This is a genomic window from Actinosynnema mirum DSM 43827 (assembly GCF_000023245.1).
In the GTDB taxonomy this organism is placed as follows: Bacteria; Actinomycetota; Actinomycetes; order Mycobacteriales; family Pseudonocardiaceae; genus Actinosynnema; species Actinosynnema mirum.
Window position 1 is genome coordinate 6771912 of the sequence record NC_013093.1, and the last position, 17888, is coordinate 6789799.

Consider the following 17888-nt stretch of genomic DNA (forward strand, 5'->3'; position numbering starts at 1 on the left):
CCGCTCGCCCGCGCCGAACCCACGAGCGTCACACCGGGCCACCGGCGCAGGTCGCGCCCCGGTCACAGCGGCGGGCCACTCACGCGGTCGCGCCGCCAGGCGGGTAGCGTTCGAGGGTGTGGTCGCCCCTGATCCAGTAGATGTCCGTCTCCTTGCCATGATCGCGGAGATGGGCCGCGCCGCCGTGCACGAGGTGGCCGCGCGGCTGGGCATGGACCCCAGGGAAGCGGCCATGCGGTTGATCACCCTGTCCGGCAGCGGGCTGCCGCTGCTGGTGGGCGTGGAGTGCGACCCGAACGGCATCCGCAAGGCGCTGACCAACAGCATGGCGTGGGGCAGTTACGCGGGCCCGGCCCAGCAGCCGGGCGTGCACTCCGGCCAGTACGCGCAGCAGCCGGGCTCCGGTCCGCTGCCGCTGCCCGGCTCGGTCCAGGGCACCCCGTCCGGCTCCTACCCCGGTCACCCGGTGGTCGGCCCGCCGAGCCAGCCGTTCCCCGCGCAGCCCGCGCCGTCGGGACCGCTCCCGGTGCAGGAGCCGAGCCCGTGGGGCCTGCCGCAGACGGCCGGGTGGGCGCGCGGCGACCAGCCGCAGCAGGCCGCGCCCAGGGCCCGCACCGGCAAGATCGGCAGCGTGCTGGAGACCGAGGGCCTTGAGGGCGCCCGGTTCACGATCCAGCTGGTCGAGGTCGTGGACCCGGCCGACTTCCTGTTCACCGCCGCGGGCTACAAGCTGGCCGACGGCGAGCGGTCCGTCGTGGTGCACACCGAGCTGGCGAACACCGGGAACGTGCCGTTCAACGCGCTGCCCGACATGTACCTGGTGCTGACCACCAGCACCGGCGAGAGCGTGGCGAAGGCCCCGGTGTCGCTGTCCTCCCGGCCGCCGCACAAGATCGGCGTGCAGCCGGGCGAGACGGCGGGCGGCCACACCGTGTACGTGCTGCCGGAGAGCACGGTGGTCACGTCCGTGCGCTGGAGCGTGCGCCCCGAGGCCGACCTGAACACGCTCGTCTGGACCGTCGAGGACTGACCCGGCCCGCGCGCCGCCGCTCCCGCCCCGGAGTGTGAGCCCGCTCACCCGGTCGGCGGGTCCACTCCACCCGATCGGTTCGCGACCCCGGCGATAACCTCGTTCCGGGCCCGCTCCAGCCGTTCAACCTGGTGGTTCTCCCCGCACCCACCCGCGCCGCGCCCGGCGACCGGGGGCGTTCGCGCGCGCCGGAACGGCGGACCCCCGAAATTCGAGGGCCGAACCGGGAAGCAGAGCGGCTTCCCCCGCGTTGTCCACCACCGGCGGCTCACCCCGCCAGGCACCTGCGCCGTGGGGTCGAGATCCACCTCCTTGGACACCGTCGTCCCGCAAAGCCTTGAGAGACACAAGACCGACGACTGTCGAAGAACCATGGGGGTCACCGCTGTGCAAGGACGTGGGAAGCTCGTCGCCCTGCTGGGCGTGCTGTGCTGCCTCGGCCCGCTGTCCATCGACGCCTACCTGCCCGCCTTCCCCGACATGGCGAAGGAGTTCGGGGCGGGCGAGTCGCAGATCCAGCTGTCGCTGACGACGTTCATCATCGGCCTGTCCGTCGGCCAGCTGCTGATCGGCCCGCTGTCCGACTCGATCGGCAGGCGCAAGCCGCTGCTGTTCGGGATCGGCTCGTACGTGGTGCTGTCGCTGGTGTGCGCGATGGCGCCGAGCGCGGTCGCGCTGGCCGCGTTCCGGCTGCTCCAGGGCCTCGGCGTCGCCGCGGGCTTCGTGGTGGCCATGGCCGTGGCCCGCGACCGGTTCTCCGGGCTGGCGATGGCGAAGTTCATGTCGCTGATCATGCTGGTCAACGGCCTCGGCCCGATGCTCGCGCCGGTGCTGGGCGGGCAGGTGCTGCGCTACGCGTCGTGGCGCGCGACGTTCGTCGTGCTCGCGGTCATCGCGGTGGTGCTGCTGGTGCTGATGGCCGTCGGCCTGAAGGAGACCCTGCCGCCGGAGAAGCGCCGCCCGCTGGACCTCGGCGGCACGCTGCGCGTGTTCGGCGGCCTGCTGACCGACCGGGTGTTCGTCGGCTACGTGCTGGCGTCGGCGTTCGCGCTGGGCGCGATCTTCGGCTACGTGTCCGGCTCGTCGTTCGTGCTGCAGGGCGTGTTCGGCCTGTCCCCGCAGGAGTTCAGCCTGGTGTTCGCGCTGAACTCGGCGGGCATCTTCGTCGCGGGCGTGATCAACACGGCCCTGACCGGCCGGATCATGCCCAGGGGCCTGCTGCGGATCGGCCTGAGCACGGCGGTGCTGGCGGGCGTGGCGCTGGTCGTGGCGGGCGCGCTGGGCGGTGGCCTGGTGGCGTTCCTGGTGCCGCTGTTCCTGGTCACGTGCAGCATCGGCCTGCTGATGCCGAACGCGGCGACCCTGGCGATGGCCAGGCACCCGGAGGCGGCGGGCAGCTCGTCGGCGCTGCTGGGCGTGTCGCAGTTCCTGATGGGCGGGCTGATGGCGCCGGTCGTGGGCGCGGGCGGTTCGACGAGCGTGCTGCCGCTGGCGCTGGTCATGGCGGCCTGCACGGCGCTGGCGCTGACCTCGTTCCTGGTGCTGACCAGGGGCGACAAGGGCATCACGAAGGACGAGCCCGAGGTCGTCGAGGCCGAGCAGACCCCGGCCGCTTCGGCGGTCTAGCGGTTCGGAACGCGGAGGAGGGGCGCCCACCGGTCTCGGTGGGCGCCCCTCCTCGTGTCACCGGTCAGCTCACGCCGGCCGGCGCGCGTCGATCAGCTCTCGGAGCGCAGCAGCTTGAGCGCGTGGTCGAGGTCGTCCGGGTACTCGCTGGTGAACTCGACCCACTCCCCGTCGGCGGGGTGGTGGAAGCCCAGCCTGCGGGCGTGCAGCCACTGCCGGGACATGCCCAGCCGCTTGGCGAGCACCGGGTCGGCGGTGTAGGTCAGGTCGCCCACGCACGGGTGCTTGAGCGCGGAGAAGTGCACCCGGATCTGGTGGGTGCGCCCGGTCTCCAGGTGCACGTCCAGCAGCGACGCGGCGCGGAACGCCTCGACGACCTCGTAGTGCGTGATGCTGGGCTTGCCGCCCGCCATCACCGCGAACTTGTAGTCGTGCTTGGGGTGCCGGTCGATGGGGGCGTCGATGGTGCCCTTGATCGGGTCCGGGTGGCCCTGCACCAGCGCGTGGTACAGCTTGTCGACCGTGCGGTCCTTGAACGCCTGCTTGAGCACCGAGTAGGCGTGCTCGCTCTTGGCCACGACCATGACGCCGGTGGTGCCGACGTCGAGCCGGTGCACCACGCCCTGCCGCTCGGCCGCGCCGGAGGTGGACACGCGCACGCCCGCGGCGGCGAGCCCGCCGACCACGGTCGGGCCGGTCCAGCCGGGCGAGGGGTGCACGGCCACGCCGACGGGCTTGTCGACGACGATCACGTCGTCGTCCTCGTGCAGGACGATCATGCCCTCGACCGGCACGGCCTGCACCTGCACGGGCCGCTCGGGCTCGGGCAGGGTCAGCTCCAGCCAGGAGCCCGCCACCAGGCGGTCCGACTTGCCCGCGACGCGGCCGTCGAGCACGACGTCGCCGCTCTCGGCCAGCGAGGCGATGACCGTTCGGGAGAGCCCGAGGAGCTTGGCGAGACCCGCGTCGACGCGCATCCCGTCGAGGCCGTCGGGGACGGGGAGGGTCCGGTAGTCGCCGCTCACGCCTGTTCCTGCTTCCCGCCGTCGGCGGTCTCGCCTGCGGTCTGGTTCTCGGTGGTCTTGGGGGTGGTGCTCGCCGCGGTGGTGCTCGCTGTAGAGGTGCCCGCTGTAGTGGTGCCCGCTGTAGTGGTGCCCGCTGTAGTGGTGCCCGCCGCGGTGGCGGTCTTGCCGGAGGGCTTCTTCTCGAAGCGGGTGCCGTCGTAGTCGCGCTGGAGCAGCGACATCAGCACGATCACGCCGCCGCCGACGCAGATGGCCGAGTCGGCCAGGTTGAACACGGGGAAGAAGCCGCCCCACGGGTCCAGCACGGACAGGAAGTCCACGACGTGGCCGCGCAGCGGGCCGGGCGAGCGGAAGATCCGGTCGGCCAGGTTGCCGAGCGCGCCGCCCAGCACCAGGCCGAGGCCGATGGCCCAGCCGACCGAGCGGAGCTTGCGGGCGATCCACAGGATGAACCCGACGACGCCGAACGCGATGATCGCCAGGACGATCGTCCAGCCCTCGGCCATGCCGAACGCGGCTCCGGGGTTGCGGATCAGCGGCAGGTAGAGCAGCCCGCCGAACAGCTCGACCGGCTGCCTGCCCTCCAGCTCGGCGACCGCGACCACCTTGGTGGCGATGTCCAGGGCCAGCACGACGGCGGCGATCACGCCGAGCAGCACGACCCGCCGCTGGGGCTGGGGCTCCGGCGCGGGCGAGGCGACCTCGTCTGGGGCGTCGGGTTCGGTGTTGGGGTCCGTGCTCACCCGGCCATTGTCCAGCATCGCGCGGCGAGGGGGCCGGTCAGGCCGGTGCGGCGGCCGGTCAGGCCAGGAACGGCGGCAGGGCGCGGTCGTCCACGACGGGCTCCCAGCGGCCGTCGCGCTGGGCGTAGGCGACCTTGGGGCCCTCGGTGATGAGGGAGCGCAGCGCGGCGACGAGGCGGTCCACGTGCTCCTCGGTGGAGCCCAGGCCCAGGGAGGCGCGCAGGGCGCGCTCGCCGCCGGTGAGGCGGTGCACGGCGACGTGGGCGCAGAACGCGCCGTCGCGCACGCCGATGCCGTGCTCGGCGGACAGGGCGGCGGCGAGGTAGCCGGAGTCCTGGCCCGAGACGGTGAAGCTGACCACGCCGACCCGGTCCTGCCCGGAGCCGAACAGGGACAGCTCGCGCACGCCGGGCACGGTCGCCAGGCCCGCGCGCAGCCGCTCCAGCAGGGCCCGCTCGTGCGCGACGGCCCGATTCCAGTTGCGGCCGAGGACGTCGCAGGCGACGGCGAGCGCGTGCACGCCGACCACGTTGGGCGACCCGGCCTCGTGCCGCTCGGGCACGCGGGACCAGGCGACGCCGAGGTGGTCGCCGTGGTCGGTGACCAGCGAGGTCGCGCCCCCGCCGACCAGGTAGGGCTCGGCGGCCTGGAGCCAGTCGGCGCGGCCGACCAGCACGCCCGCGCCGAACGGGGCGTAGAGCTTGTGGCCGGAGAAGGCGACGTAGTCGACGCCCAGCTCCTTGATGTCGAGGGGGCGGTGCGGGGCGAGCTGGGCGGCGTCGAGCACGGTGCGCGCGCCCCGGCGGCGGGCGATCGCGGCCAGCTCGGCGACCGGCCACACCTCGCCGGTGACGTTGGACGCGCCGGTCAGCACCACCAGGCGCGGCCCGACCGGGCACTCGGCGAGCGCGGCGTCGAGCACGCGGGCGGCCTCGGCGGGCGTGCCGGGGGTGCGCAGGCGGCGCACGTTCGGCCCGCGCCACGGCAGCAGGGCCGCGTGGTGCTCGGTGTCGAACAGGAGCACGGAGGTGCCCCTGGGGACGGCGCGGGCGAGGGCGTTGAGCGAGTCGGTGGTGTTGCGGGTGAACACGACGGTGTCGCTGGAGCGGGCGCCGGTGAACCGCCGCACCGAGTCGCGGGCCTGCTCGTAGACGCGGGTGGACACCTTGGACGCGAACCCGGCGCCCCGGTGCACGGAGGCGTACCAGGGCAGCAGCTCGTCGACGGCGTCGCGCACCTGCTCCAGGCAGGGGGTGGAGGCGGCGTTGTCGAGGTTGGCGTACTCGACCCGCTCCCCGGTGACCAGCGGCACCCGCAGCGCCGCGCCGACGACGGCGGGGAGGGCGGCGGCGACGGGGGCGGCGTCGGCGGTCTCGACGACGGTGCGGGCGGCGGTGCGGGAAACGGCGAGCGTCATGATCGTCCTCCGAGCGACTCGGGGTCGCCCGTGGTGAGGGAAGACCCGCGCTTGCCCGACGCCCTGCGCGCCGGACCTGGTCGTCACCGGGGGCACCCCACCGCGGAGGAGGGTTGTCGTCCAGCAAGCCCGGGCTTGACGCTGGAACTCATGACCTGCCGAGAAAGCTAGCCGACCCTCCCGAGGACCGTCGAGCACTTCCCACATGCCGAGAGCAACCACAACGCACCCGAACCAACCCCCAACCGCACCCCCAACCCCCATCCCCACCCGCGCACCGCGCTACCCGCACCCCACCCCGCTCGACTCCCGCGCCCGCCCACTCAGGACGGCACCCACCCCCTCAGGGCGTCACTCGCCCCGCTCAGGTCGGCGCGCTGCCCTTCCAGCGCGCGTACCGCCCGCCCTTGTCGACCTCCCGGATCCGGGTCTCCGCCGCGTCCCGCGCCGCGTCCGTGCTGACCACCAGCAGCTGGTCCCCCTCCTGCAACCGCGTGGTCGCCTGCGGCGTGAAGCCCTCCTCGGCCCGCACCACCAGGCTCACCATCGCCCCCGGCGGCAGCCTCAGCTCGGACAGGTACACGCCGTGCAGCTTCGACCCCGTCTGGATGCGCACCTGGAGCAGCTCGGCGCCCAGCTCGTCCAGCGCCGACGAGTCGACCTGCACCTCCTCGGCCTCCCCGGTCTTCACCAGCCCGAGCTTGCGCGCCATCCACGGCAGCGTGCTGCCCTGCACGATCGTCAGGATCACGACCAGCACGAACACCACGTCCACCAGGACCAGCGCGCCCTCCACGCCCTGGACGAGCGGCAGCAGCGCGAACACGATCGGCACCGCCCCGCGCAGCCCCGACCAGGACACGAACACCTGCTCGCGCCACGGCACCCGGAACGGCAGCGCGGCGGCGGCCACCGACAGGGGTCGCGCGAGCAGCACCAGGACGGCGCCCGCGACCAGCGCGGGCACCACGGCGTCGACCAGGCGCGACGGGGACGAGTACAGCCCGAGCAGCACGAACAGCCCGATCTGCGCGACCCACCCGAGCCCCTCGGCGAACGAGAGCGTGTCGGACCGGTGCGGCAGCCGCGCGTTCCCGAGCACCACCGCGCCCGTGTACACCGCCAGGAACCCGGACGCGTGCGCGAAGTCGCCCACCGTGTAGGCGAGCAGGCACACCGCGACGGTCGCCAGCGGGTACAGGCCGGTGGCGGGCAGCGCGGCCCTGCGCAGCCCGAGCGCGCCGAGCCAGCCGAGCCCGATCCCGATGGCCGCGCCCGCGAGCAACTCGTAGACCATCAGCAGCGGCGCGGTCCAGGTGATCGCGTCGGTGGACGCCAGCAGCACCACGGCGATGTACACCGGCGCGTCGTTGATGCCGGACTCCAGCTCCAGCGCGCCGATCAACCGCTTGCCGACCCCGACCCCGCGCAGCACGCTGAACACCGCCGCCGCGTCGGTCGACGACAGCACCGCGCCCCACAGCAGGGCGGTGCGCCAGTCGAGCCCGAGCAGGTGGTGCAGCGCGACCCCGGTGACCCCGATCGAGATGCCGACGGACACGGTCGACAGCCCGATCCCCAGTCCCAGCGCGGGTTTCACCGCGCTCCACCGGGTGGTCAGACCGCCTTCCACGAGGATCAGGACCAGGGCGATGGTGCCCAGCGAGCGGGTCAGGTCGGCGTCGGAGAACTGGATGCCGAGCACCGACTCGCCCAGCAGCACCCCGATTCCCAGGTACAGCAGCAGTGAGGGCAGTCCCAGCCTGGTCGAGACCCTGACCGCGACCACCGCGGCCATGAGAACCGCTGCACCGATACCGAGGATGACGCTGACGTCGCCCACTCAACCTCCCGGTTGTCCTTAACGACGGGCTTCCATTCTCCCCCCACGCCGCTGACGTGGGTCATCGCGCCCGCGAACCCCCGCACCGGAACCCCGAAGGCCACACGGCAAGCGCATTCCCCGCACGACCGGACGACCGCGCGGAACACCACCCGGAGCACCGCTGGGCGCGCTCTGGGCACAGCGCCGGGAGCACCGCCGGACACCTGCCGGGAACCCGACTTGGGCACCCCACCAGGCACCACACCGGGAGCACCGCTTGGGCACCCCGCCGGAGAACTACCGAGCACCCCACCAGATACCCGCCGGGGCACTTTTCAGGCGCACCGCTGGACACCCCGCCGAGAGCACCGTCCCCAGAGGACCGGCACACGCTCCGAACGCGACCGGGAGCACCCCCGCACGTTCGACGTCCGCACGAAGAGCGCCCGACCCGCGTCACGCGCGGGAGCTGGAGCGCAAGACCCACGACCCGAGGGAGGAACCCCACCGGACGACCGCGAGGAGGACACCACGAGGGGACCACCGCCTCCGGCAGCCCTGACAGACCCACGATCAGCTTTCCACCTGCAGCGCGATGCCGTCCAGCACCCGCGCGAGACCAAAATCGAACCACTCGTTCAGGTCACGCTCACCGGGCGCCGCCCCAGCGGCCAGCTCACGCACCCACGGGTAGTCCACGGCCTCCGCCCACTTCCCCCTGGCGCCCCACCACTGCGGCCCGCTGACCCCGGTGTCGCGGGCCTGCTCGCTCTCGCTGACCAGCAGCAGCGCCATGCCCTGCACGTACCCGCTGACCAGCAGGAACACCGACAACCCGGTCGCGGGGTCAACCCCGCGCCCGGCGAGCGCCGCGAGGTAGCGGTCGACCACCGCGATCAGCTGCGGCCCGAGCGGCGGCCTGCTGGTGCCCAACGCCCCCAGCGCCCACGGGTGCTCCCGGTACAACGACCACTCCGCACGCGCCTCCCGCTCCAGCGCCTCACGCCACCCGAGCCCTTCACCAGAACCGCCGGCGCCACCACCGGCCCGGTCCCGCGCAAGCCCGTGCGCCTCGACGAGCACCACGTCGACCATGGCCGAGATCAGGTCCGCCCGCCCCGAGACGTGCCGGTACAGCGACATGGTCGCCACCCCGGCACGCGCCGCGAGCGCCCGCATCGACAACGCGCCCAGCCCTTCGTCGTCGGCCAACTCGACGGCCGCCCGCACGACACCCGCCCGGTCCCAGGACGGCCCACCACCCCGCCGCCGCGCACCCGCTCCCCCGCTGACACCACGCCCCCGCGCGTCACCCCCGAGCCCCGCACCCCGCTGCCCCGCACCCCGTCGAGCCGCACCGCGCCCGCGCGGGTCGTCCCCGGCGTCCCGCCGCGCCCGGTACGCCCGCGCCTGGCAGGCCCGCCCGCAGTACCGCCGGGGCCGCCCCCGAGCCGCCCGCTCCACCGGAGCCCCGCACTGCGCGCACCCCACCGCGCCCCCTTTTCGTCACACGAACACTGCGTGACGCAAACGTTGAAGCACCAGCGCAGCCGAGGAAATCATCGAACTACAGCGTACGAGCGAAGGAGTGGAAGATGCAGGTGCGCAAGGCAGCACACGACGAGTTCGACGCCGTGGTGGACCTGGTCCGGCGCGCGGCGGCCGACGAGGTCGTCACGGCGTGGGTGCTGGACTCGGCGGAGGTCGGGAACGCGGACCAACCCCTCACGGACAAGATCATCCGCACGCTGGTCGAGGAGCAGCTCGGCAGGTGCGACGCGCTGGTCGCCGAGGACGAGCGCGGTCTCGCGGGGTACGCGCTGTGGGCCGAGACCAGCGGCGAGAGCCCGAAGCCGGACGGGATGCCGCCGAGGGCCGAGGCGCTGTTCACCCTGATGACGGCCGTGCACCCGACCTACCCGCACCTCTACCTGGCCACCACCGCGGTCCTGCCCGAGCGCAGGGGCCAGGGCGTCGGCGGCCTCCTGCTGGCCCACCGGCTCGCCGACACCGGCGGCCTGCCCTGCTACCTGGAGGCGAGCACCACCCGCTCGGCGACCCTGTACGCCCGGCACGGCTTCGCCCGCACCGGCGACCCGATCGCGCTGCCCGAGAACGGCCCGACCCTGTTCCCGATGCTGCGACCGGCAGCAGGCTGAACCAGCCCAGACCGCCGAACCCGAGCCACCAGACCCGAGCGGCCAAACCCGAGCCACCCACCAAGCCGCCAGACCCGCGCCACCCGACCCGAGCCGCCCGACCCGCGCCACCCGACCTACCCCGAGCTGCCCGACCTACCCCCCGAGCAGCTCCGCCAGCACCCCGTCAGCCCCGTCGGGCGCGGGGTCGATGACCACGACCTTGTCGCGCCCCCGCTCCCCCGACACGATCTCCACGTCCTGCCTGCGCACCCCGAACGCCTTGGCAAGCGCCCTGCGCACCGCCTCGTTGGCCTTCCCCTCGACCGCGGGCGCGGCCACCGACACCACGAGGGCGCGCTCGTCCCAGCGCCCGCCCACGGCGTCGCGCTTCGACCCCGGCTTCACCCGCACCGCGAACTTCAGCATCACACCCCCCACCGACAAAAAAGCCCCAGGAAGCAGACCGGCCCCGGCGCACCACCCGAACGAGCGAGTGGTGCGCCGGGACCGCGTCACCGGAGCGGTCAGCCCGCCTTGACGACCAGCACCCGCACCTTGGCCCCGTCGCCGACCGCGCCCTCGGACCCGCCGTCGACGGCCCCGTAGGCCACCTCCACCGCCAGCGTCTCCTCGCGCACGAACGCCTCGAACGCCCGAGCCGCGTCGGCCGCGGCGCCCTCGGGCGCGTCCACGGTCAGCGCGATCCGGTCCGACACGTCCAGCCCGGCGTCCTTGCGCGCCTGCTGCACGACCCGCACCAGGTCCCGAGCCACGCCCTCGGCCGCCAGCTCCTCGGTGACCTCGGTGTCCAGCACGACCAGGCCCGCCCCGCCGGGCAGCGCCGCCGTGGCCGCCGGGTCGGTGGCCACGAGCCGCTGCTCGTACTCCTGCGGGAACAGCTCGATCCCGGCCGCGACGACGCGCCCGTCGACCTCGCTCCAGTCCCCGGCCTTCACCGCCTTGATCACCTTCTGCACGTTCGGCCCGAGCCTCGGCCCGGCCGCCCGCGCGTTCACCGCCAGCTGGAAGTGCCCGTGCGCGTCCACGTCGTCGGTCAGCTCGACCGCCTTGACGTTGACCTCGTCGCTCAGGATCTCCCGGAACCCCTCCAGCGACCCAGCCGACGGCGACGCGATCACCAGCTTGGCCAGCGGCAGCCGCACCCGCAGCTTGTTGGCCTTGCGCAGCGACAGCGCCGTCGACGCCACCTGCCGCACCGCGTCCATCGCCGCCACCAGCTCCGGGTCGGCGGGCAGGTCGGCCGCCTCCGGGTAGTCGGTCAGGTGCACCGAGCGCCCGCCGGTCAGCCCGCGCCACACCACCTCGGTGGTCATCGGCAGCAGCGGCGCGGCCACCCGCGACACCACCTCCAGCACGGTGTGCAGCGTGTCCACCGCGTCCTGGTCGCCCGCCCAGAACCGGTCGCGCGAGCGCCGCACGTACCAGTTGGTCAGCACCTCCAGGAAGTCCCGGACCGACGCGCACGCGCCGGAGATGTCGTACTCGTCGAGCTGCCCGGTCACCCGCGCCACGAGGTCGTGCGTCTTGGCCAGCGCGTACCGGTCGAGCACGTGCGACGAGTCGGTCCGCCACGCGCCCTCGACGCCCTCGGCGTTGGCGTACAGCGCCAGGAAGTACCAGGAGTTCCACAGCGGCAGCACGGCCTGCCGCACCCCGTCGCGGATGCCCCGCTCGGTGACGACCAGGTCGCCGCCGCGCAGGATCGGCGAGGACATCAGGAACCAGCGCATCGCGTCCGAGCCGTCCCGCTCGAACACCTCGTTCACGTCCGGGTAGTTCTTGCGCGACTTGGACATCTTCTGCCCGTCGTCGCCGAGCACGATGCCGTGCGCCACGCAGTTGCGGAACGCGGGCCGGTCGAACAGCGCCGTGGCCAGCACGTGCAGCGTGTAGAACCAGCCCCTGGTCTGCCCGTTGTACTCGACGATGAAGTCGCCGGGGTAGTGGTTCTCGAACCAGTCGGCGTTCTCGAACGGGTAGTGCACCTGGGCGAACGACATCGAGCCGGACTCGAACCAGCAGTCCAGCACCTCGGGCACCCGGCGCATGGTGGACTTCCCGCTCGGGTCGTCCGGGTTGGGCCGGGTCAGCTCGTCGATCGCGGGCCGGTGCAGGTCGGTCGGGCGCACGCCGAAGTCGCGCTCCAGCTCGTCCAGCGAGCCGTACACGTCCACGCGCGGGAACTCGGGGTCGTCCGAGACCCACACCGGGATCGGGGAGCCCCAGAACCGGTTGCGGGAGATGTTCCAGTCGCGCGCGTTCGACAGCCACTTGCCGAACTGGCCGTCCTTGATGTGCTCGGGCGCCCAGTTGATCTGCTGGTTCAGCTCGACCATGCGGTCGCGGAACCGGGTCACCGCGACGAACCACGACGACACCGCGCGCTGGATCAGCGGGTTGTCGCAGCGCCAGCAGTGCGGGTACGGGTGGTCGTAGGTCTCGTGGCGCAGCAGCAGCCCCGCGTCCTTGAGGTCGCGGATGATGACCTTGTTGGCCTCGAACACGTGCTGCCCGGCGTACGGCGGCACCTCGGCGGTGAAGCAGCCGTGCGGGTCGACGGGGACGACGACCTCGATGCCTGCGGCGTCCGTGACGGCCTTGTCGTCCTCGCCGAACGCGGGGGCGATGTGGACGATGCCGGTGCCGTCCTCGGTGGTGACGTAGTCGGCGGGCAGCACCTGGTGCGCGTTGTCGCGGCCGAGGAAGAAGTCGAACGGCGGGGTGTAGCGCCGTCCGACGAGGTCGGAGCCCTTGCAGCGGGCCACGACCGGCGGCTCCTCGCCCAGCTCGCGGGCGTAGGCGGCGACGCGGGCCTCGGCGAGCAGGTACTTCTCGCCGTTCGCCTCGACCGTCACGTAGTCCACGTCCGGGTGCACGGCGGCGGCCAGGTTCGACGGCAGCGTCCACGGCGTGGTCGTCCACACCAGGGCCAGCTCGCCGGTCTCCAGGCGCAGGCCGACGGTCACCGCCGGGTCCTGCCGGTCCCGGTAGGTGTCGTCCATCTTGGTCTCGGTGTTGGACAGCGGCGTCTCGCAGCGCCAGCAGTACCAGAGCACCCGGAAGCCCTCGTAGACCAGGCCCTTGTCCCACAGGGTCTTGAAGGCCCACATGACGCTTTCCATGTAGTCCAGGTCGAGGGTCTTGTAGTCGTTGTCGAAGTCGACCCAGCGGGCCTGCTTCGTCACGTACTCGCGCCACTGGTCGGTGTAGCGCAGCACGGACGTGCGGCAGGCGTCGTTGAACTTGTCGATGCCGAAGGCCTCGATGTCGCTCTTGGACGAGAAGCCGAGCTGCTTCTCCGCCTCGACCTCGGCGGGAAGGCCGTGCGTGTCCCAGCCGAAACGGCGCTCCACGTGCTGGCCGCGCATGGTGCGGTAGCGCGGCACCAGGTCCTTGACGTAGCCGGTCAGCAGGTGGCCGTAGTGCGGCAGGCCGTTGGCGAACGGCGGGCCGTCGTAGAAGACGAACTCGTTGGAGCCGTTCTCACCGGCGGGCCTGGCGTCGACGGAGGCCTGGAAGGTCTGGTCGTCCTCCCAGAAGCCGAGCACGTCGCGCTCCAGCGCGGGGAAGGACGGCTGGGAGGGGACGGAGTCCGCTCCCACCTTGGGGTAGGGCATGGTCAAGCTCCTCGCGTGCGTCTCCGGCTCACGGGGACGACACGCCCACCCCGTAGGCGCACCGCGGTACCACCCCGCTTGCCAGGGCACGGGGCTCTGGCCTCTCTTCGACGGCTGTGACGGGCCGTTCCCGTCCGGTTCTACTGGGGCCCGAGGGCCTGTTCTTCCGGAGGCTCCCCCGGTGATGGCCGGATCAACGCCTGTGCCACCAAGGGTAGCCGAGGGCGCAAACCGGTTGCGCCGACCGCCGCGCGGGCGGGCCGCTCAGCCGCGCGCGGCGGGCTCGTCCCCGCTCCCGGCGGCAGCACCGGCCTCGGCGGCTCCTGAGGCGTCCTGGGCGGCCTGAGGGGGCAGCACGGCCCGCTCGGGTTCGTCGACGGCCCGCTCGGTCGACGCGTTGGTCGACGCGTTGGTCGACGCGGCGGTCCCGTCGGGCGCACCGGTCGCCACGGGCTCGTCGGCGCCCGCCCGCCCGGCCCGCTTCGCGGCGGCCCGCTTGGTCGCGGCCAGCGCCGAGTCCGGCCTGCACACCCCGCACGGGGTGAAGCCCAGCTCGCGCGCCTCGGCCAGCGGCAGCCCCAGCGCGGCACGGTCGCCCACCCAGGAGCAGCCCGCCAGGTGGTACCGGGGCCGCTCGTCGAGCACCCGCACCTCGTCCGGGGCCTCCGCCACGGCCAGCAGGTCGGCCGCGTCGGTGTCCTCCTCGGCGGGCTCGTCCTGCGGGGCGACCCCGGCGGGAACGCCGACGGGCGGGGCGGGAGCCTGATCGGCCCCGCCCCGCCCGTCACCGGAACGATCTTGAGTACTACTCTGTGCCACGACCGCGGCGGCACCGGCCCCCGACCGGCGGTGCAGCCGCCAGTCCACCACCAGCCCCACCGCGGCGGCTGCGCTCGCCGCCACCGACAGCCACGCCCACAGGGTGGACGCGCTGGTCAGCGCGGGCACGAGCAAGCCGAGCGCGGCCAGGACCAGGAGCAGGACTGCGTACAGCACGCTCGCAGCGTAGATCAGCGCCGGAGCGCGGACTCAGCCCGGCTCGGCTCAGCCCGCTTCGGCACGAGCCCCGAAGGAGTAGCCCTGCTGCCCGGCCCTGCCGTCGGACGGCGCCGCGGGGCCCCGGTCCTGCAGGTCGCGCAGCGACGACTCCAGCATGGTCTTGAGCCTGGTGCGGTACTCGCGCTCGAACGTCTGCAGCTTGTCGATCTGCTTCTCGAGCGTGTTCTTCTCCTGGGTGATGTTGCCCATCACCTCGGCGTGCTTGCGCTGCGCGTCGCGGTCGAGCGCGCTGGCCTTGTCACGGGCCTGCCGCTCGAGCGTCTCGGCGCGGGTCCGCGCGTCGTTCAGCATGGTCTCGGCACGCGTGCGCGCCTCGTTCACCATGGTGTCGGACTTGGACCGCGCCTCCGAGAGCAGCTGCTCGGACTTCGTCCTGGCCTCCGACAGCATCCCGTCGGCCTCGGCCTTGGCCTCGCCGGTCAGGCGGTCTGCCATCTCCTGGGCGAGCCCGAGGACCTTGGCGGCCTGGACGTGGTGGTCACCCCCACCACCGGGGGACGTCTGCTCCAGCGCCGAGGGGGGCGGCACGGGCGCGAGCCTGCGGGGCTCCTCGACGACGCGGCTGGGACCACCGACACCGGCGGCGATCTTGGCTCGTGCGTCCTCCAGGTCGGCGCGCGCGGTCTCGACCTGCTGGTCGAGCTGCTCGACCTGCTGGCGCAGGTCGTTGTTCTCCTCGATCAGGCGGGCGAGCTCACCCTCAACCAGGTCGAGGAACGCGTCCACCTCGTCCTCGTTGTAGCCCCGCTTGCCAATCGGCGGCTTGCTGAACGCGACGTTGTGCACGTCCGCGGGGGTCAACGGCATCAGATCACCTCACGCACTCCTGGGCTGTGGACATCCCTGGTCCCCTCACCTGGGATCGGCTACTCGCATCAGAATGATAACGACCAGCAACAGCACAATAATGGACAAGTCCAGACTGATGTTCCCGATCCGCACGGTGGGGATGACTCGCCGCAGCAAGCGGATCGGGGGATCGGTCACGGTGTAGACGGTCTCCAGGGCCACTGCCGTGCCGCCCGCGGGCCGCCAGTCCCTGGCGAACGAGCGGACGCCTTCCACGACCATGCGCGCGATGAGCAGCAGCCAGAACGAGAACAGCAGGTAGTAGACCACGAGCAAGAGGGCATCCACACCTCCAACTGTGCCACCACTCAGCCGTGGTTGAGGAATCCGCCCTCGGCGAGCCGCCTCCGGTCTTCGGCGGTCACGTCGATGTTCGGGGGTGAGAGCAGGAACACCTTGTTGGTCACCTTGTCGATGGACCCCCGGAGGGCGAACGCCAGTCCGGCGGCGAAGTCGACCAGCCGCTTGGCGTCGGCGTCGTCCATGTCGGTGAGGTTCATGATGACGGGCGTGCCGTCCCGGTAGTGCTCCCCGATGGCCCTCGCCTCGTTGTAGCTGCGCGGGTTGAGGGTGGTGATCCGCCCCAGGGCGGCAGCCGCCGGGGCGGGCTGCTGCGGCTGCGGCGCGGGCAGGGCGCGGGGTCGGGGCGCGGGCTCGCGCTGCGCCTCGATGGCCAGCGCGCCGTGCACCGGGGTCTCGCTCCACGAGCGGCGGGACCGGGCGCGGGCGTCCGACTCGTACTCCTCGGCGTCCTCCGGGTCGGGGCGGTACTCGGACCTGCTCGAACGGCGCCGTCCGCGCTGCTCGGGGTAGGTCTCGTACTCCGCGGTCTCCGGGTACTCGGAGCGGTACTCCGAGTAGCGCCCGCCGCGGTCGTCCTCGTAGGCGTCAGGGTCGTCGGCGTACTCGGCGGGAACCATCCCGAAGTACGCCTTCAGCTTGTGGAACCCGCTCATGCCAAGCCCTTCCTCCGCCGTTCCCCAACCGCAAGGACGTCGCGGTGGCCCCAGAGGTTCCGGACAGTTACGGCGAGGTTAGTCCCCGGCTGCCCAGCAACGCTGTTCCGACACGCACGCACGTCGAACCCCATGCGATCGCATCTTCCAGGTCGCCGCTCATCCCCGCCGAGATCACGGTGGCATCGGGATGATCGTCACGCAAGCGGGTTACCGCTCCCTTCAAGAGCGCAAACGCCTCTCCGGGATACCGGCCCAGTGGTGCGACAGCCATCACACCCCTCAGCCTAAGTTCACTCGAACGGCCGATGCGCGCGGCGAGGTCCGGAAGATCAGGGACCGGACATCCTCCTCGCGCAGCGTCACCGTCAATGCTCACCTGGATGAGCACATCCAGGTGAACGCCGTTCTTGGCCGCCGCCTCGACGAGCGCGTCGACCAACCTGGCCGAGTCTACGCTGTCGATCCGGTCGGCCCAGGTCAGGACCGACCTGGCCTTGTTCCGCTGGAGTCGGCCCACCATGCGCCAGTTCGCGTCGAGATCACCCAGCTCGGCGACCTTCGCCCGTGCCTCCTGGTCCTTGTTCTCGGCGAAGTCGCGCAGCCCGAGGCCGTGCAGGAGCCGGACGTCGGAGGCCGGGAAGGTCTTGGTGACCGCGAGCAGGGTCACCTCGGCGGGGTCCCGGTCGGCGGTCTCGCAGGCCTTGGCGATGCGGGCGCGGACCTCGGCGAGGTTGAGCCTGAGCTCCTCCTCGCGGCTCACGGCTCGATCCAGGCGACGGAGGCGAGGCGGCCGGTGCCGGGGGTGCGGCGGTGGCTGAACAGGGCGCGCTCCTCGACGGTGCAGCGCGGGTCGACGCCGATCCTGCCCACGCCCGCGGCGGCGAGCTGGTTCCAGATGCCCGCGCGCAGGTCGAGCGAGGGCTTGCCCGCTCGGGACTTGGCCGCGCTGCCGGGCAGGTGCTTGTCGACGTCGGCGCGCATGTCGGCGGGCACCTCGTAGCAGTCCCCGCACACCGCCGGGCCGAGCAGGACCTCGGTGTTCTCCGGCGTCGCCCCCGCCTCGGCCATGGCCTTGAGCACGGCGGGCACGATGCCGACCCGAGCCCCGACCCGACCCGCGTGGGCCACGGCGGCGACCCCGGCGACCGGGTCGCCGAGGAGGACCGGCACGCAGTCGGCGGTGAGCACGGCCAGCGCCAGGCCGGGCCGGGTGGTGACGACCGCGTCGGTGGCCTCCAGCGGACCGCCCTGCGGCCCGTCGACCACGGCGACGGTGCGCCCGTGCACCTGCTCCATCCAGACCAGGTCGGTGACGGGGACCCCGATCCCCTCGGCGAGCCGGACCCGGTTGGCCCCGACCGCCTCAGGGTCGTCCCCGACGTGGTCACCGAGGTTGAACGAGTCGTAGGGCGCCTTGGAGACGCCGCCTTCGCGGGTGGTCACGACACGTCTGATGCGCACTCCCCCAGCTTGTCACGCCGGGGGCCGAACCCCACACCCGCGCCGGGTCACCCGGTGCGGCGACGCTGCCCCGAGCACGACGAAGCCCCCGGTGGGATCACCGGGGGCTCCACGT

General features: G+C 72.8%; 16 protein-coding genes and 1 riboswitch. Of the genes, 3 read left to right on the forward strand and 13 right to left on the reverse strand.

Annotation, left to right across the window (positions count from 1 at the left end):
• Positions 1 to 157 precede the first annotated feature (157 nt).
• A complete protein-coding gene (locus tag AMIR_RS28465) occupies positions 158 to 1030 on the forward strand; it encodes a hypothetical protein (RefSeq protein ID WP_015804443.1) in 873 nt (290 codons plus the stop codon).
• Positions 1031 to 1402: 372 nt separating this feature from the next.
• Positions 1403 to 2656 (forward strand): multidrug effflux MFS transporter, encoded by a 1254-nt coding sequence (locus AMIR_RS28470; protein ID WP_015804444.1) that lies wholly within the window; start codon positions 1403 to 1405, stop codon positions 2654 to 2656.
• Between the two features lie 92 nt (positions 2657 to 2748).
• Here AMIR_RS28470 and AMIR_RS28475 read toward each other — a convergent pair whose 3' ends face one another.
• The 5 genes from AMIR_RS28475 to AMIR_RS28495 form a co-directional block, all read right to left on the reverse strand.
• Positions 2749 to 3633 (reverse strand): RluA family pseudouridine synthase, encoded by an 885-nt coding sequence (locus AMIR_RS28475; protein ID WP_049797197.1) that lies wholly within the window; start codon positions 3631 to 3633, stop codon positions 2749 to 2751.
• A 44-nt stretch (positions 3634 to 3677) separates the two neighbouring features.
• On the reverse strand, positions 3678 to 4424 hold the full coding sequence (gene lspA, locus AMIR_RS28480; RefSeq protein ID WP_342626568.1) for a signal peptidase II: 747 nt from the start codon (positions 4422 to 4424) through the stop codon (positions 3678 to 3680).
• A gap of 58 nt (positions 4425 to 4482) precedes the next feature.
• A complete protein-coding gene (locus AMIR_RS28485; RefSeq protein WP_015804447.1) occupies positions 4483 to 5841 on the reverse strand; it encodes an aminotransferase class V-fold PLP-dependent enzyme in 1359 nt (452 codons plus the stop codon).
• A gap of 42 nt (positions 5842 to 5883) precedes the next feature.
• Positions 5884 to 5997: riboswitch (SAM riboswitch) on the reverse strand.
• A 208-nt stretch (positions 5998 to 6205) separates the two neighbouring features.
• Positions 6206 to 7684 (reverse strand): potassium/proton antiporter, encoded by a 1479-nt coding sequence (locus AMIR_RS28490; RefSeq protein ID WP_015804448.1) that lies wholly within the window; start codon positions 7682 to 7684, stop codon positions 6206 to 6208.
• Positions 7685 to 8239: 555 nt separating this feature from the next.
• Entirely contained in the window at positions 8240 to 8896 is a 657-nt protein-coding gene (locus AMIR_RS28495) for a TetR/AcrR family transcriptional regulator (protein WP_041837096.1), read from the reverse strand.
• Positions 8897 to 9261: 365 nt separating this feature from the next.
• Between AMIR_RS28495 and AMIR_RS36355 the strand changes: the two genes are divergently transcribed.
• On the forward strand, positions 9262 to 9825 hold the full coding sequence (locus AMIR_RS36355; protein WP_015804449.1) for a GNAT family N-acetyltransferase: 564 nt from the start codon (positions 9262 to 9264) through the stop codon (positions 9823 to 9825).
• A 135-nt stretch (positions 9826 to 9960) separates the two neighbouring features.
• Here the strand turns inward: AMIR_RS36355 and AMIR_RS28505 are convergent, their stop codons facing one another.
• The 8 genes from AMIR_RS28505 to pgeF form a co-directional block, all read right to left on the reverse strand.
• Complete coding sequence (locus AMIR_RS28505) at positions 9961 to 10233, reverse strand: DUF167 domain-containing protein (protein ID WP_015804450.1); 273 nt, start codon at positions 10231 to 10233, stop codon at positions 9961 to 9963.
• 98 nt (positions 10234 to 10331) lie between these two features.
• Positions 10332 to 13445 carry an isoleucine--tRNA ligase gene (gene ileS, locus AMIR_RS28510; protein ID WP_015804451.1) on the reverse strand — a complete coding sequence of 1038 codons (3114 nt, stop codon included), beginning with the start codon at positions 13443 to 13445 and terminating at the stop codon, positions 10332 to 10334.
• Between the two features lie 264 nt (positions 13446 to 13709).
• The gene (locus AMIR_RS28515) at positions 13710 to 14441 is read right to left on the reverse strand and encodes a hypothetical protein (protein ID WP_015804452.1); all 732 of its coding nucleotides are present in this window, start codon (positions 14439 to 14441) and stop codon (positions 13710 to 13712) included.
• Between the two features lie 48 nt (positions 14442 to 14489).
• Positions 14490 to 15311, reverse strand: a complete 822-nt coding sequence (gene wag31 / locus AMIR_RS28520) for a DivIVA-like cell division protein Wag31 (protein ID WP_015804453.1) — start codon at positions 15309 to 15311, stop codon at positions 14490 to 14492.
• A 45-nt stretch (positions 15312 to 15356) separates the two neighbouring features.
• Positions 15357 to 15641, reverse strand: coding sequence for a YggT family protein (locus AMIR_RS28525; protein ID WP_015804454.1), 285 nt, complete (start codon positions 15639 to 15641; stop codon positions 15357 to 15359).
• 20 nt (positions 15642 to 15661) lie between these two features.
• Positions 15662 to 16309: a cell division protein SepF gene (locus AMIR_RS28530; RefSeq protein WP_015804455.1), complete on the reverse strand. Its 648-nt coding sequence runs from the start codon at positions 16307 to 16309 to the stop codon at positions 15662 to 15664.
• Positions 16310 to 16376: 67 nt separating this feature from the next.
• Positions 16377 to 17072, reverse strand: a complete 696-nt coding sequence (locus tag AMIR_RS28535) for a YggS family pyridoxal phosphate-dependent enzyme (RefSeq protein ID WP_015804456.1) — start codon at positions 17070 to 17072, stop codon at positions 16377 to 16379.
• Positions 17069 to 17773 (reverse strand): peptidoglycan editing factor PgeF, encoded by a 705-nt coding sequence (gene pgeF, locus AMIR_RS28540; RefSeq protein WP_041837097.1) that lies wholly within the window; start codon positions 17771 to 17773, stop codon positions 17069 to 17071. The genes AMIR_RS28535 and pgeF overlap by 4 nt, the downstream gene beginning before the upstream one ends.
• Between the last annotated feature and the right edge of the window lie 115 nt (positions 17774 to 17888).